15 protein-coding genes are annotated in these 13652 nt (G+C 70.6%); 8 read left to right on the top strand and 7 right to left on the bottom strand.

The annotated features are described in order from the left end of the window. Nucleotides 1-170: 170 nt before the first annotated feature. On the top strand, nucleotides 171-449 hold the full coding sequence (locus AB0K18_RS19610; RefSeq protein ID WP_364915787.1) for a hypothetical protein: 279 nt from the start codon (nucleotides 171-173) through the stop codon (nucleotides 447-449). On the opposite strand, the gene AB0K18_RS19605 is transcribed toward AB0K18_RS19610, so the two are convergent. Next, nucleotides 436-1326, bottom strand: a complete 891-nt coding sequence (locus tag AB0K18_RS19605; RefSeq protein ID WP_364915784.1) for a response regulator transcription factor — start codon at nucleotides 1324-1326, stop codon at nucleotides 436-438. The genes AB0K18_RS19610 and AB0K18_RS19605 overlap by 14 nt on opposite strands. A 198-nt stretch (nucleotides 1327-1524) precedes the next feature. On the opposite strand from AB0K18_RS19605, the gene AB0K18_RS19600 reads away from it, so the two are divergent. Beyond that, nucleotides 1525-1974 (top strand): hypothetical protein, encoded by a 450-nt coding sequence (locus tag AB0K18_RS19600; RefSeq protein WP_364915781.1) that lies wholly within the window; start codon nucleotides 1525-1527, stop codon nucleotides 1972-1974. Here AB0K18_RS19600 and AB0K18_RS19595 read toward each other — a convergent pair. Together AB0K18_RS19595 and AB0K18_RS19590 are read right to left on the bottom strand one after the other, a co-directional pair. Then, complete coding sequence (locus AB0K18_RS19595; protein ID WP_364915950.1) at nucleotides 1958-3157, bottom strand: histidine kinase; 1200 nt, start codon at nucleotides 3155-3157, stop codon at nucleotides 1958-1960. The genes AB0K18_RS19600 and AB0K18_RS19595 overlap by 17 nt on opposite strands. Continuing rightward, nucleotides 3157-3645, bottom strand: a complete 489-nt coding sequence (locus AB0K18_RS19590) for a hypothetical protein (RefSeq protein ID WP_364915778.1) — start codon at nucleotides 3643-3645, stop codon at nucleotides 3157-3159. The genes AB0K18_RS19595 and AB0K18_RS19590 overlap by 1 nt, the downstream gene beginning before the upstream one ends. Before the next feature lie 274 nt (nucleotides 3646-3919). Here AB0K18_RS19590 and AB0K18_RS19585 point away from each other — a divergent pair, with 274 nt between their 5' ends. Next, the gene (locus tag AB0K18_RS19585; protein ID WP_364915947.1) at nucleotides 3920-4375 is read left to right on the top strand and encodes a sigma-70 family RNA polymerase sigma factor; all 456 of its coding nucleotides are present in this window, start codon (nucleotides 3920-3922) and stop codon (nucleotides 4373-4375) included. A gap of 194 nt (nucleotides 4376-4569) precedes the next feature. Next, nucleotides 4570-5472, top strand: a complete 903-nt coding sequence (locus AB0K18_RS19580; protein ID WP_364915776.1) for a hypothetical protein — start codon at nucleotides 4570-4572, stop codon at nucleotides 5470-5472. A gap of 9 nt (nucleotides 5473-5481) precedes the next feature. On the opposite strand, the gene AB0K18_RS19575 is transcribed toward AB0K18_RS19580, so the two are convergent. Next, nucleotides 5482-6729, bottom strand: coding sequence for a glycoside hydrolase family 18 protein (locus AB0K18_RS19575; RefSeq protein WP_364915773.1), 1248 nt, complete (start codon nucleotides 6727-6729; stop codon nucleotides 5482-5484). A gap of 129 nt (nucleotides 6730-6858) precedes the next feature. On the opposite strand from AB0K18_RS19575, the gene hemW reads away from it, so the two are divergent. Then, nucleotides 6859-8079: a radical SAM family heme chaperone HemW gene (gene hemW / locus AB0K18_RS19570; protein ID WP_364915770.1), complete on the top strand. Its 1221-nt coding sequence runs from the start codon at nucleotides 6859-6861 to the stop codon at nucleotides 8077-8079. On the opposite strand, the gene AB0K18_RS19565 is transcribed toward hemW, so the two are convergent. From AB0K18_RS19565 to AB0K18_RS19555, 3 genes are read right to left on the bottom strand one after another with little or no spacing between them, the layout of a single operon-like run. After that, nucleotides 8076-8972 (bottom strand): DUF4870 domain-containing protein, encoded by an 897-nt coding sequence (locus AB0K18_RS19565; RefSeq protein ID WP_364915767.1) that lies wholly within the window; start codon nucleotides 8970-8972, stop codon nucleotides 8076-8078. The genes hemW and AB0K18_RS19565 overlap by 4 nt on opposite strands. Then, nucleotides 8969-9778, bottom strand: a complete 810-nt coding sequence (locus AB0K18_RS19560; protein WP_364915764.1) for a DUF3097 domain-containing protein — start codon at nucleotides 9776-9778, stop codon at nucleotides 8969-8971. Before AB0K18_RS19560 ends, AB0K18_RS19565 begins: the two co-directional genes overlap by 4 nt. Nucleotides 9779-9795: 17 nt before the next feature. Then, the gene (locus AB0K18_RS19555) at nucleotides 9796-10305 is read right to left on the bottom strand and encodes a hypothetical protein (RefSeq protein WP_364915761.1); all 510 of its coding nucleotides are present in this window, start codon (nucleotides 10303-10305) and stop codon (nucleotides 9796-9798) included. Nucleotides 10306-10720: 415 nt separating this feature from the next. Here AB0K18_RS19555 and hrcA point away from each other — a divergent pair, with 415 nt between their 5' ends. Genes hrcA through AB0K18_RS19540 form a run of 3 tightly spaced genes read left to right on the top strand, consistent with a single transcriptional unit; the run spans nucleotide 10721 to nucleotide 13610 of the window. Further along, nucleotides 10721-11734, top strand: coding sequence for a heat-inducible transcriptional repressor HrcA (hrcA, locus tag AB0K18_RS19550; RefSeq protein WP_364915758.1), 1014 nt, complete (start codon nucleotides 10721-10723; stop codon nucleotides 11732-11734). Nucleotides 11735-11745: 11 nt separating this feature from the next. After that, complete coding sequence (gene dnaJ, locus AB0K18_RS19545; RefSeq protein ID WP_364915755.1) at nucleotides 11746-12888, top strand: molecular chaperone DnaJ; 1143 nt, start codon at nucleotides 11746-11748, stop codon at nucleotides 12886-12888. After that, entirely contained in the window at nucleotides 12885-13610 is a 726-nt protein-coding gene (locus AB0K18_RS19540) for a 16S rRNA (uracil(1498)-N(3))-methyltransferase (protein WP_364915752.1), read from the top strand. The genes dnaJ and AB0K18_RS19540 overlap by 4 nt, the downstream gene beginning before the upstream one ends. The last annotated feature ends 42 nt before the right edge of the window (nucleotides 13611-13652 follow it).

The following is a 13652-nucleotide window of genomic DNA, read 5'->3' as shown; positions in this document are numbered from 1 at the left end:
GCAGCATTCAGCGGGCCGGGACCTGGGCCGGGCCGGGTTGGGGCTGCCGGACTGGCGGGCCGATTTTGTCGGTGCCGTCGTCTACTTTCATTCTCCGAACACCTGTGCGACTGGAGGGTGACGTGATTGCTTCTGAGCGATTCGAGCGTGCAGCCGTTCTTGGGGTCGCCGTGGCTGAGGAGACACGGCGGCTGCTGAGACGTCATGTGGGCGAAGGAGAGGAGGCGGCTGACGGCACCGTCCTGGTCGACGTGCCCTATCCCGACGCGGCGGTGGTGGCGATGCTGCTCGACGTGGCGGCCGAGTGCTTCGGCGAACGCGGTGACTCGGTCGAGGAGACCCGGCAGGCGGCATTGGAGACGCTCTTACAGCTCGCCGGATTCGACGAGGAGTCCCAGCTCAACAGCCATCTTGGCGGGCAGCGTGGAGGTGGGCTCAGCCGGGGGTGACCAAACCGTGGCGGTAGGCGTACGTGACGGCTTGCGCGCGATCCCTCAGCCCCGCCTTGGCGAACAGGTTGTTGATGTGGGTCTTCACCGTGGCTTCCGTGATGAAGAGACGCGCGGCGATCTCGGCGTTGGAGAGGCCGTCGGCGATGAGCATCAGCACCTCGCCTTCGCGCGGCGTCAGGCCATCGGGAAGTGACTCACCACTCCGGCGCACCCGCCGCCCACCCGAATACTGCTGCTGCCGCGACTCCGAGGCGTCCGTACGGGAGGGCGGCGCAGCGGAAGCAGCCCCACTGGGCGGAGGCGCCTCGCCAGGGGGTGATGGGAGGAGTTCGGCAGGGGGAGGCGTGGTCGAAGAGGGCACAGGCGGCCGGTCCGTCGTGGGCGGGGACGCCGGGGAGGGGGGCGTTGTGGAAGGGGGCGTTGTGGCTGGCGGCGTAGCGGCCGAGGATGGGGCGGGTGGGGACATGCTGTCGAGGAGGCGGCGCTGCACGGTGGGGTCGAGTTGGGCGTCCCCGCGCATCACGGTGGCCAGGGCCTTGGCGATGTCGTCGGCCTCGGCGTCCTTGGTGAGGAAACCCCGCGCACCCGCCCTGAGTGCGGCGAAGACCGACTCGTCGTCCGAGTACGTCGTGAGCACCACGACCTGCGTGCCGGGATGGGCGGCCCGGACCCGGCGGGTCGCCTCAACGCCGTCCATGCGCGGCATGCGCAGGTCCATGAGCACCACGTCCGGCCGTTCCGTCTCGACCAGCCGCAACGCCGCCTCACCGTCACCCGCCGACCCGACCACGTCGATCCCAGGCAGCAGACCGAGCAGCAACACCAGCCCTTCCCGCACCACAGCCTGGTCATCCGCCACGACGACACGAATCATCCGCCCACCCCCTTAGCCATCGAAGCGCAGTAAGCGCCAGCTCCCCCGACCGTCACCCACACCGTCGAACCCGGCCCAGCTGCCGTCACCGCCGCCCAACTGCGGTTGACCGCCGCTGGAACTGCCCAGCGAAGGGCGAGGGCCGCTGAGGTAACCCTGCGGAGTGCGAGGGCCGCTGGGGTCGCCCAGCGGGGTGTGATGACTGCGGAGGCCGTCAAGGCGGGTGTGGTCGCTGCCGGAGCCGCTGGGGCAGCTGACTTGAGGGTTACCGTCGTTGCCGCTGCGGAGCTGGACAGGTCAGCCGCTGCGGCAGAAACGATCGCCGCTGAGGTCGTCACGGCGGGTGTGGTCGCTGCTGGAGCCGCTGGGGCACTCGACTTGGGCGTGACCATCGTTATCGCTGCCGAGCTGGACGGGACAGCCGGTGCGGCAGGGATGATCGCCGCTGGGGTAGTCGGCTCGAGGGTGACTGCCGTCGCGGCCCTTGGGCTCGGTTTGCCGCGCCTGGTCGCCTTTGGGCGCGATGCGCGTATTGCCAGCGCGGCAGAGCCGAGGGTGACTGCGGGTGAAGTTGTCAAGGTCGGTGCCGTGGGCGCCGTGGAAGGCGGGTTGGGGGTCGGGGCTGTTCGGGTCATGCCGGGATCCTGAGGTGGACCGTGAAGCCGTGGTCGTCGGCGCCTGCCGTGAGGGTGCCGCCGAGGAGTTCGGCGCGTTCTCGCATGCCGATGAGGCCATGCCCGCCGCCCGGCGACCGTTGCTCCGCCACAACTTCGTCGGGCGACGGTTGCTCTGCCGTGCCTTCGTTGGGCGAGCGTTGCTCCGCCGTGCCTTCGTTGGGCGGGCGGTGTTTCGGTGGGGAGCCGTTCGGTGGGTGGTGGGTCGGTGGGGTGGGGTTGGTTATGCGGAGGTCGCACCACGTGGTGGAGAAGGTCAGGTTGATGGTCGCGGAAGTGCCAGGGGCGTGGCGGCGGATGTTCGTGAGGGCTTCCTGGGCCGTTCGGGTCAGGGACAGCTCGGCTTCCGGGGCCAGGCGGTGTTCGGGGCCTGAGATGTGGAGGGTGCAGGGGTGGTGGGTGGTGCTTTCGAACTCCTCGGCCAGCCGGCGTAGGGCGGTGGGGAGCTCTGGCGGGTCCTCCCGGAGCGCGGCCACTGCGCGCCTGGCCTCTTCCAGGCCCGATTTCGCGAGGTCGCGGGCGCGGGTGACGCGGTCGAGGGCCTCGTCGGTACGTTCGGCGCGCAGGAGCAGCTTGGCGCCCTCCAGGTGGACGAGCTGGGCCGACAGGGAGTGGGCGAGGATGTCGTGGAGTTCCCTGGCGATCCTGGCCCGCTCCGCGAGCACCGCTTCCCTGGCCTCGGCCTGCCTGATGGCCTTGCGCTGCCTGGCCGCGTACGCGACGAGGAAGACCAGGCTGGTGCTGAAGGCGAGGGTCAGGTTCCGGGTGACGTCACCGGTGATCGCCCCCGCCACCAGCAGGCTGACGATCGCCGTCAGGGCGATCGCCAGCGACTGCGGGAGGGGACGGCGGCCGGCGGCGGCCACCACGCAGGCGAGCAGGACCAGGGCGGGGGTGCTGTTGGGGGTCAGCTCGTGCAGGGCGACGGCGATGATCGTGGCGGCGCCGAGGGCGATCAGCGGGATCGGCGTGTCCGCGGACCTCCGGCCGGAGATCCTGAAGGGGAGCAGGGCCGCGGCGAGGGTGAGCACCAGGGCGGAGGTCAGGATGATGCTCGGCGGGCCGGCCACGAGTGCGGTGTGCGCCTGTCCCGCGCCGACCAGCACGATCACGCCCAGCCGCAGCATGAGGGAGATGGGGCTGGACGTAACGGGCATCACCTTTCGACGTTATAGGACCGTGCGGCGGACCCGGGAAGCGCACGGACGCGACGCGACACCACGAGCGCCTGCGTGGCGAGGGTCAGGCCGACGAAGATCAGGATGCCGCCGGTCGTGACGGTCAGTCCCATGGAGGTGCCGGCGACCTGCTCGATGACGCGCACGGCAATCGAGGCCAGCCAGGCCAGCAGGGTCCAGACCGTCCCCTTGGACCAGGCTACTCCTTGGGCGTCGGTCCAGATGTGCACGGTCATCGCCCGCAGGATGCCGAGTCCGACGCCGGTCACCGCCTCTGCGGCGAGGAAGGCGAGGCTGAGGGCGAAGTGGTGGGGGTCGAAGAGGCCACCCGAGACCAGGCCGATAACGATCATGACGGCGGAGATGTAGAGGACGCTGGAGCGGTCGGCAGGGCGGGTCTTGAACTGGCGGTAGATGACGAACGCGAGGACAAGGAGGATCAGCAGGCCGGTTTCGACGGAGTTCATGACACGTGACGGTAGGGACGGGGCCGTCGGGGCGGATCGACCAGCGGGTGGAGCTTCGCAGATCTCCACCCAAGGGTGGACACACAACCCAGCGGCCGGGCTGCGCGGTCGGGGCCGTTCATGCGTGCACGCCGGTGAGATCTTCGCGATCGCCGGCCACAACGGGGGCTGGGGTGGGTGGTTGGGCCCAGTGCGGTTTTGGGGTTGGTGTGACCATTGCGGGTTTCGGTGCGTCTGTTGGTGACATGACCTTTGAAACCGTTCGGGGGGCGACATCATCGAGGAGCTCTATCGCGAGCACTGGCCGCTCGTGTGCGGGTTCCTTCTGCGCAGGACCCGCGATCCGCATCTCGCCGAGGACTTGGCGCAGGAGACCTTCGTCAAGGCGACCAGGGCGCTGCTCGGCTGGCGAGGGGAGAACGCGGCTGCGTGGCTCCTCACGATCGCCAGGAACGTACTGCTCGATCACGTACGCAAGAGTCGGCGGGAGCTCGCGCTGCCCGACGCCGATGAGCTGGGTGTGCCGCCGCTGCACGTGGCCGCGCTGGACGTGCGAGACGCGCTGGAGCGGCTGCCCGAGCAGCAGCGGCGGCTGCTCACCTTGGTCTACTTCGAGGGTTTCTCGATGGTTGAGGTGGCCGCTATGACCAGAAGGTCGCACAACTCGATCAAGACCGCGGTGTGGCGGGCGCGGGCCGCCTTCGCCGACCTTTACGGGGAGGATGCATGAGCACGTCCGATAGGCCGGGCACGCCTGGTCCGCAAGATACGTCGCATACGCCTGGGCTATTCGTTACCTCCGAGACGCCTGGCCCACCTGATGCGCCGGGCGCGCCCGGTTCGCTCGATGCGCCGGGCGCGCCTGGCCGGCTCGATGCGGTGGATGCGGCGGCGTCTGCAGGCAGCCTGCCGGAGTTGTCGGCGATGCCGGACTTTGATCCCAGGCGTACCAGGCGTGCCGTTCGGCGGGGGCTGGTGCGGACGGTGGTCAGCGTGCTGGCGGTGCTGGCGCTGGTCGCGGTGGTCGTGACCGAAGGAGCGTCGCTGGTGCAGACGCGGGGTGATCGTGAGCGTCGCATGACGGACGTGCTCGGGACCGCGTTCAAGATGTACAACCCCGCCTACCTCGTGACGAACGACCCCTGCTGCGAGACGACGCCCGTCTCGATGTCGTTCCAGGTGAGCGCGCGTCCCATGGGACCCGCCGGGGCCTGGCCGGGTGGGAGTCAGACGTACTCGATCAGTCAGGACTTCTTCGGGCGGGTCGGGCGGCTGCCGCTCGGTCACACCGCCAACACCAGGCTCTCCCAGTCGTTGTTCAACGTCGGCACCACGCTGGGGAGGAAGGAGGAGGCGAAGCAGGTGCTCGCCCGGTTGCCGGCCGATCTGAGCGCGCTGGCGGTGGTGGAGTTCGAGCGGCCGTTGGGGGAGGCGGAGTTCGAGGCGTTCGTACGGCGCCACGGCTCCTGCGCAGAACGGGTCGTGTACGAACGCAGGCCCGGATCGCTGCCGATCACGTGGGGCTTCGATTACTGGACCGACCCGGCGGACATTCGCGAGGGCGACGTCACGGATGAGGTGTGCCGGGGCGGGCTGCCGCAGTTCCGGGCGTGGGTCGGGCTGCTGCGTGACCACGACGACGCCAACCTGCGCTCCTTCGACCTGAGCCTGAAGCGGCTGCGGGAGGCGTCACGGGCCGGGCTCGCCCACGCCTACGTGGACCAGCTCAGCTCGGTCCGCGAGCTGCGGGAGTTGCTCAAGGACTCGCAGGTGCGGACGATCCGGCTGGCCGACGTGGCGTTCGATCTGGATCGTCCGCACCCATGAAGGTCCAGGTCAGCGGAGGACGCTGGAGAGTGCGGAGGTGAGGGAGGCGCGGGAGTCGTCCTGGTCGATGGACCACAGCATGAACCCGCCGAGCCCCTTCAACCGGATGTACGCCGCCTTCTGCAGCATCACCGCCGGATCGTCGTACGACCAGAACTCGTTGCCGTCGTACAGCCACATGGCGCCGGTGAGCAGGTCACGGTGGCGCTTGCCCGGCTTGTTCGCCAGGTCCTTGTAGTCCTCGGTGCCGGGGGCCCACTTGCCGGGGGCGGGGCCGGTGGCGGGCTGGTAGAGGCCATTGGAGCGGTCGGTGACGCCGGTCCAGCCCTGCCCGTACGCGGGCACGCCGACCACGAGCTTGCGTGCGGGCGCCCCGCGCTTGAGGTAGTCGCGGACGGTCTGGTCGACGCTGTACTTCACCGGGCCCGGGTCGCGCCGGTCGGTGAACAGGTTGGCGTGGTGCGCGGTCTGCTGCTCCCAGGTGCCGTGCAGGTCGTAGCCCTGGAGGGTGGCGAAGTCGAGCTGCCTGAAGACCTCCCGTACCTCGAAGCCCGCGTCGATCTTGGCGGCGGCGGCCGGGAGGAACGCGCTGAGCTGCGCCTTCCGCGAGTACGCGGTGAGCTGGCGGCGCAGCTCGGTCACGAACAGCGTGAAGTTGCGCTTGTCCTCGGGCCTGATCACGTTGCCCTCGGCGCCGGCCGAGCCGGGCCACTCCCAGTCGAGGTCGATGCCGTCGAAGACGCCTGCGGCGGCGCCGGGCTCGAGGCCGGGCAGGTTGCCGCGCAGCCACATGTCGATGCAGGAGGAGGCGAGCCTGGAGCGCGACTCGGCGGTGAGCACGGCGTCGGAGAACGCGGCGGAGCCGGTCCAGCCGCCGAGCGAGATCATCACCTTGAGCTTGGGGTGCTTGGCCTTGAGCTTGCGAAGCTGGTTGAGGTTGCCGTTGAGCGCCTGTCCCGGCTCGTCGGCGACGCCGTCCACGCTCTGCTCGGCGGGCACGGGCCGCTGCCAGTCGGCCCACGGGTCGGAGGAGTAGCAGGTGCCGTCGCCGTTCACGAACCCGAACGCGTAGTTGAGGTGGGTGAGCTTGGCGGCGGCGCCGCTGAGGTGCACGTCCTTGACGTGGTAGTCACGTCCGTAGACGCCCCATTGGATGAAGTACGCGACCCGGTTGAACCCGGTGCGGGCCTCCGCCGGTACGGAGACCAGCGTGAGCCCGAGTAGGACGGACAGGGCGATGAGGATCTTCTTCTTCACGGGGCCGCTCCCGGACAGCTACAAATAGGAAACTTTCCTATAAGTTGAACGCGATCGTAGAGCGGCCCTGAGCCCTCGTCAACGACCCGCACCGGTCGGAGCACTGCGGGGGACGGGCACACTGGAAACGTGCCATCCATCCTGCCTGACGGCGATCCCGCGCCCACCTCGGGCGAGCTGCCCGACAGCGCCCTGCGCGGCCTCGGCGAGCGCCCGTTCGGCTTCTACGTGCACGTGCCGTTCTGCCTGACCCGCTGCGGCTACTGCGACTTCAACACCTACACCGCCTCCGAGCTGGGCCCCGGCGCCTCGCAGCGCGACTACGCCGACACGGTGATCGAGGAGATCCGCCTGGCGCGCCGCGTCCTGGGCGAGACCGACCTGCCGGTGGATACGGTGTTCTTCGGCGGCGGCACCCCCACGCTGCTGCCCCCCGAAGACCTGGCACGCATCCTGGCCGCGATCGGCTCGGAGTTCGGGCTGCGGCCGGACGCCGAGATCACCACCGAGGCCAACCCCGAGTCGGTCGATCCCTCGTCGCTGGAGAAACTGCGCCACGGCGGCTTCAACCGCATCAGCTTCGGCATGCAGAGCGTACGCGAGCACGTGCTGCAGGTCCTCGACCGCCGCCACACGCCAGGCCGGGCCGCCGCGGCCGTCAGGGAGGCGCGCGCGGCCGGGTTCGAGCACGTCAACCTCGACCTGATCTACAGCACCCCGGGCGAGTCCGACGACGACTGGCGGGCTTCGCTGGGCGCGGCGATCGAGGCAGGGCCCGACCACGTGTCGGCGTACTCGCTGATCGTCGAGGAGGGCACCCGCCTGGCCGCGCGCATCAGGCGCGGCGAGCTGCCGATGCCCGACGACGACGTGGCCGCCGATCGCTACCTCATCGCCGACGAGCTGCTGTCCGCGGCCGGGTTCGCGTGGTACGAGGTGTCCAACTGGGCCGTCACCGAGGACGCCCGCTGCCGCCACAACCTGCTCTACTGGACCGGCGGCGACTGGTGGGCGGCCGGCCCCGGCGCCCACAGCCACGTCGGCGGCACCCGCTGGTGGAACGTCAAACACCCCGCCGCCTACGCCCAGCGCCTGGCCGCGGGCCACTCGCCCGCGCACGCCCGCGAGGTGCTCGGGGACGACGACCGCGACGCCGAACGCCTCATGCTGGAGCTGCGGCTGTCGTCCGGATATCCGCTGGCCGAGGTCGCGCCCGCCGCGCGGCCCGTGGTGGCGAGCGCCATGGCGCGCGGGCTGCTGGAGCCCGAGCCGTTCAAGGCGGGCCGCATGGTGCTGACCCTCCAGGGCCGGCTGCTGGCCGACGCCCTGATCAGGGACCTGCTGGTCTAGGTGATCAGGCGGATGGAGATCGGGTAGCGGTAACGCTCGCCCCGGTACGTCGCCATCGCCGCCTGGATGTGGAAGATCAGCGACACGACGAAGACCACCGGCAGCAGCAGGAAGCCGATGAACAGCAGCATCAGGAACGCGGACACGATGTAGCCGATGAACATGGTGATCTGGAAGTTCAGCGCCTCGGCCGCCTGGTCCCTGACGTAGGGCGACTGGTCCTTGCGCACCACGTAGATGATGAGCGGGCCGATCCACGAGACCAGCAGGCCGAGGAGGTGGGCCAGCATCGCCATGGAGTTGTCGTCGGTGCCGGGGCGGGGGCCGAAGCGGCCGGGCACGTAGGGCTCGCCGGGGGGCTGCGGGTAGCCGTAGCCGGGCGGGGGCGGCGGATATCCGGGCCGGCCGTAACCGCCTGGCTGACCGTAACCGGCGTTGGGGCCGTAGCCGCTGGGCGGCTGCGGGTGGTAGATGGGCGCCGACCCGGGCTGCTGGCCATAGGGGAGCTGCTGCCCGTAACCGGGCGCCGAGCCGGGCTGCTGCCCGTAGCCGGACCAGCCGGGCTGCTGCTCATAGCCCGGCGCGGAACCGGGCTCCTGCGTGTGACCCGGGGTCGAACCGGGTTGCGGTGGGTAGCCCGGGGTCGAACCGGGTTGCGGTGGATAGCCAGGCGTGGAGCCGGATTGCTGGGGGTGGCCGGGCGTGGAGCCGGGTTGCTGGGGGTGGCCGGGTTGTTGTCCGTACGGCGGGGGCGGGCCGGGTTGGGGGCCTGAGCCGGGCGCGGGCGGCGGCAGGTCGGACGGGGCGACCTTGCGCGTGGCGTCGTCGTCCGCCGGGGCGAACCTGCGGGTGGCGTCGTCGTCGGCGGGCGGCGGGGTCGGGTCCTGGCTCATGGAGCCTCCGTAACGAAGTCGATCAGTTCCTCGACCCGGCCGAGCAGCGCCGGCTCCAGGTCCGTGTACGTCGAGACGGCGCCGAGAATGCGCCGCCACGCCTCCGCGGGCTCCATGCGCCAGCCCAGCGCGGCGATGACGCCCTCCTTCCATGGCACCCCGCGCGGCACGTCGGGCCAGGCCGGGATGCGCAGCACGGACGGCTTGACCGCCTGCCAGATGTCGACGAACGGATGCCCGACCACGAGCACGTCGGGCGAGGTGATCTCGGCTGCGATCCGGCTCTCCTTGGAGCCGGGCACCAGGTGGTCGACGAGCACGCCGAGGCGCCGCCCCGGCTCGGGGCCGAACTCCTCGACGATGGCGGGCAGGTGGTCGACGCCTTCGAGGTATTCGACGACGACGCCTTCGACCCGCAGGTCGTGGCCCCAGATCTTCTCGACGAGGGCGGCGTCGTGGACGCCTTCGACGTAGATGCGGCTCTGCCTGGCGACCCTGGCCCGCAGCCCTTCGACGGCGATCGAGCCCGACGCGCTGCGCCGAGGGCCGGTGGGGGCGGGGGCGGTGGGGCGTACGAGGGTCACGGGACGGCCTTCCAGCAGGAACGCCGCGGGGGCGAGCGGGAAGAGCCGGCGCTTGCCGAACCGGTCCTCCAGCGTGACGGCCTCCTTGTCACAGGCCACCACGGCGCCGCAGAAGCCGCTGTCGGCGTCCTCCACGACGAGGTCCGGCTCCGCGGGCACCTTGGGGATCTTGCCCTTGCCCGGCCGCCGCCAATTTCCCGCCAGTACATCGCCCTCGTACACACGGGGACCGTAGCAAATCACCCGCTCACTGCAAGGCGCTTCCGCGCGCCGCTGCGGCGGACGAGGACGACGATCGTGCCGGCGATGGCGGCGAGCAGCCCGGCGCCCGGCAGGACCACGAGGGCGATGAGGCCGCCGGCGACGCCGTTCACGACGGAGTAGGAGTCGCGGCCGACGCCGTAGCGCACGGTGGCGTCCTCCTGGTTGACGCAGGTGAGCTGGTAGTCGCCCTTGGCCGGTGCGTTGATGACCAGGAACTGCTCCCACACGGCGTCGCCGGCCGACACCGTACGCCGGTCGGGGGTCTTGGCCAGCTTGGCCTCGCCGCTGATCGAGCAGTCGTAGGTGACGGCGGTGTCGCTGGCGAGGTAGACGCCTGGCTTCTCGGCCGGGTCGACCGTCACCGTGACGCTTTCGCCGGACGCGAACGTCTGCCTGGGCACCAGGTCGGTCGCGCCGCCCAGGCCGGTGGCGAACAGCACGCCGCCGGCCGCCACGCAGGCCACGAACACGCCCCAGACGGCCACCAGCCACCAGCGGCTGGGCTTTATGGCTTTGGAGTCGATTCGTGGTGGAAATTGGGCCTGTTGGCCGTATTGTCCGTACTGAGATGGCGGGCCGAACTGAGCGGGGTCACCGTACTGCGGTGGCCCCTGTCCGAACGGAGGCTGTTGCCCGTACTGGGGTGGTCCCTGTGGCGGCTGTCCCTGTGGGGGCGGTCCGTACTGGGGCGGACCGTAGCCTGGCGGCGGGCCGTACGTCGGGGGCCGGGAGTCGTCGGTCATGAGGGCAAGTGTGGGGCCTGTCGCTCACAGGAAGCCAGACAGCAGTTGGGACCCGGTGTTATCGCACCTTGTGGGCGAGAGCCGTACACTTGGCACTCGGGAACACAGAGTGCTAGACACCACGTTCCTGTAAGGGACAGAGGCAGGAGGTGAGCACGTGCTCGACGATCGGAAGCTGGCGGTGCTCCGGGCCATTGTCGAAGACTACGTGTCCACCAACGAACCGGTGGGCTCCAAGGCGCTGGCCGAGCGTCACAATCTGAAGGTCTCCCCGGCGACGGTCAGGAACGACATGGCCGCGCTGGAGGAGGAAGGCTACATCACCCAGCCCCACACCAGCGCGGGCCGCGTGCCGACGGACAAGGGCTATCGCCTGTTCGTCGACCGGCTCTCGCAGGTCAAGCCGTTGTCGGGGGCCGAGCGGCGGGCGATCGAGACGTTCCTCGCCGGCGCGGTCGACCTCGACGACGTCGTCACCCGCACGGTCCGGCTGCTGGCGCAGCTGACCAGGCAGGTGGCGGTCGTGCAATACCCGACGCTCAACCGTTCGACGGTCCGGCACGTCGAGCTCGTCCCGCTGACCGACCGGCGGGTCATGCTCGTGCTGATCACCAACACCGGCCGCGTCGAGCAGCGCGTGCTGGAGCTCCCCGAGGCGGTCGAAGACCATCGCATCGCCAACCTGCGCGCCGTGCTCAACGCCTGCCTCGACGGCTGCGGCCTGAGCAGCGTGCCCGAGCTGGTGGCCGACCTGCCGGAAAGACTCCCGATCGAAGACCGGCCCGCCGCGGCGACGATCCTCTCCGTGCTGCTCGAGACGCTGGTCGAGCGGCACGACGAGAAGATCGTGTTCGCCGGCGCGGCCAACCTCGCCGGCGCCGACTTCGCCACCGGCCTGCGCGACGTGCTGGAGGCGCTTGAGGAGCACGTCGTCCTCATGCGGCTGCTCGGCGAGACCACCTCAGACACCCCGTCCGCGCTCACCGTGCGCATCGGCTCGGAAAACCCCTACCTGAGGGGCACATCCGTCGTCGCGACCGGATACGGTTCTGGCGACAACCAACTGGCCCGGCTCGGCGTTCTGGGGCCGACCAGGATGGACTATCCCGTGACGATGGGCGCCGTACGCGCGGTGGCACGCTACGTCAGCCAGATCCTGGCTGCATCATAAGAGGTCGATAAGTGGCAAACAGCGACTACTACGCCACCCTCGGGGTGCGCCGTGACGCGAGTCAGGACGAGATCAAGAAGGCGTATCGCCGGCTCGCCCGAGAGCTGCACCCTGACGTGAACCCCGATCCTGACACGCAGGAGCGGTTCAAAGAGATCACGCAGGCCTACGAGGTGCTGTCCGACCCGAACAAGCGCCAGATGTACGACCTGGGTGGCGACCCCTTCGGCGGCGGCGCGGGAGCGGGCGCCGGCGCGGGAGGCTTCGGAGCGGGCTTCCCGTTCAGCGACATCATGGACGCCTTCTTCGGCACCGCCACCGGTGCCAGGGGGCCCCGCTCACGTGCCCGCAGGGGCCGCAACGCCACCATCAGGGTCGAGCTCGACCTGCGCGAGACGGCGTTCGGCACGACCCGAGAGCTGGCCGTCGACACGGCCGTGCTGTGCGACATCTGCCACGGCGCCGGCACCGCGCCTGGCACCCACCCCGACACCTGCGACATGTGCAGCGGGCGCGGGGAGATCTCCCAGGTGACGCGGTCCTTCCTGGGCCAGGTCATGACCTCGCGGCCCTGCCCGCAGTGCGGCGGCTTCGGCAGCATCATCCGCAACCCCTGCCAGGAGTGCTCCGGCGACGGCCGGGTGCGCACCCGCCGTACGATCAAGGTACGCATCCCCGCGGGCGTCGAGGACGGCACCCACATCCAGCTCGCCGGCGAGGGCGAGGTCGGTCCGGGCGGCGGCCCGCCCGGCGACCTGTTCCTCGAGATCGTCGAGCGGCCCCACGAGATCTTCGAACGGCGCGGCGACGACCTCCACTGCACCGTCCAGATCCCGATGACGGCCGCCGCGCTCGGCACCGTGCTGTCCGTCGAGACCCTCGACGGCGCCGAGGACATCGACGTCCGGCCCGGCACGCAGTCGGGCCAGGTCATCACCATGTACGGCAGAGGCGTCCAGCGGCTCAACGAGTCCGGCAGGGGCGACCTGCTCATCCACGTCAACGTCGAGACGCCCAGCCGTCTCGACGCGGCTCAGGAAGAGCTGCTGCGCGAGCTGGCCAGGCAGCGAGGTGAGGAGCGCCCGCCTGGCAAGTTCGCACCGGGCCAGCAGGGTTTTTTCTCCCGCCTGCGTGACGCGTTCAACGGCCGGTGACAGCCCCGGTCTTCCTGAGCGCGCACCTCGAAGGGCCCGAGCTGACGCTCGACGGCCCCGAGGGGCGGCACGCGGCCTCCGTACGCCGGTTGCGCGCCGGTGAGCGGGTCGACCTCACCGACGGGGCGGGCGGGGTGGCCGAGTGCGTCGTACGCGAGGCGCTGAAGGACGCGCTACGGCTTGAGGTGCTGCGCCGCTACGACGTCGAGCCGCCGCGGCCCCGGCTGGTGGTCGTCCAGGGGCTGCCCAAGGGCGACAGGGGCGAGCTGGCGGTCGAGATGATGACCGAGGCCGGCGTCGACGTGATCGTGCCGTGGGCGGCGGCCCGCAGCATCACCCAGTGGAAGGGTGACAAGGTCGCCAAGGCCCTCGGCCGCTGGCGCTCCACCGCGCGCGAGGCGGGCAAGCAGGCCCGCCGCTTCCACCTGCCCGAGGTGGCCGACCTCGCCACCACGGCACGCGTCGAGCGGCTGCTGGCGGAGGCTGCGCTCGGGCTGGTGCTGCACGAGGAGGCCGCCGAGCCGCTGTCGGGCGTGGCGCTGCCGGCCGGCGGCGACGTCGTCATGGTGGTGGGGCCGGAAGGCGGGGTCTCGGAGGAGGAGCTCGAGCGGTTCAGGGCGGCCAAGGCGCAGCCGGTGCTGCTCGGGCCGACGGTGCTGCGCACGTCCACGGCGGGGGTGGCGGCGGCCGCCGTGCTGTTCAGCCGTACGGGCCGCTGGTGAGCCGCTAGGGCCTCGTTCGCGCGTCCTGCAGGGGGGTGAGCC

Origin of the sequence: Nonomuraea sp. NPDC049421, from assembly GCF_040677005.1 — a bacterium.
In the GTDB taxonomy this organism is placed as follows: domain Bacteria; phylum Actinomycetota; class Actinomycetes; order Streptosporangiales; family Streptosporangiaceae; genus Nonomuraea; species Nonomuraea salmonea.
Note: the sequence above shows the minus strand (reverse complement) of the source record. Positions and strands in the feature narration are given on the sequence as shown.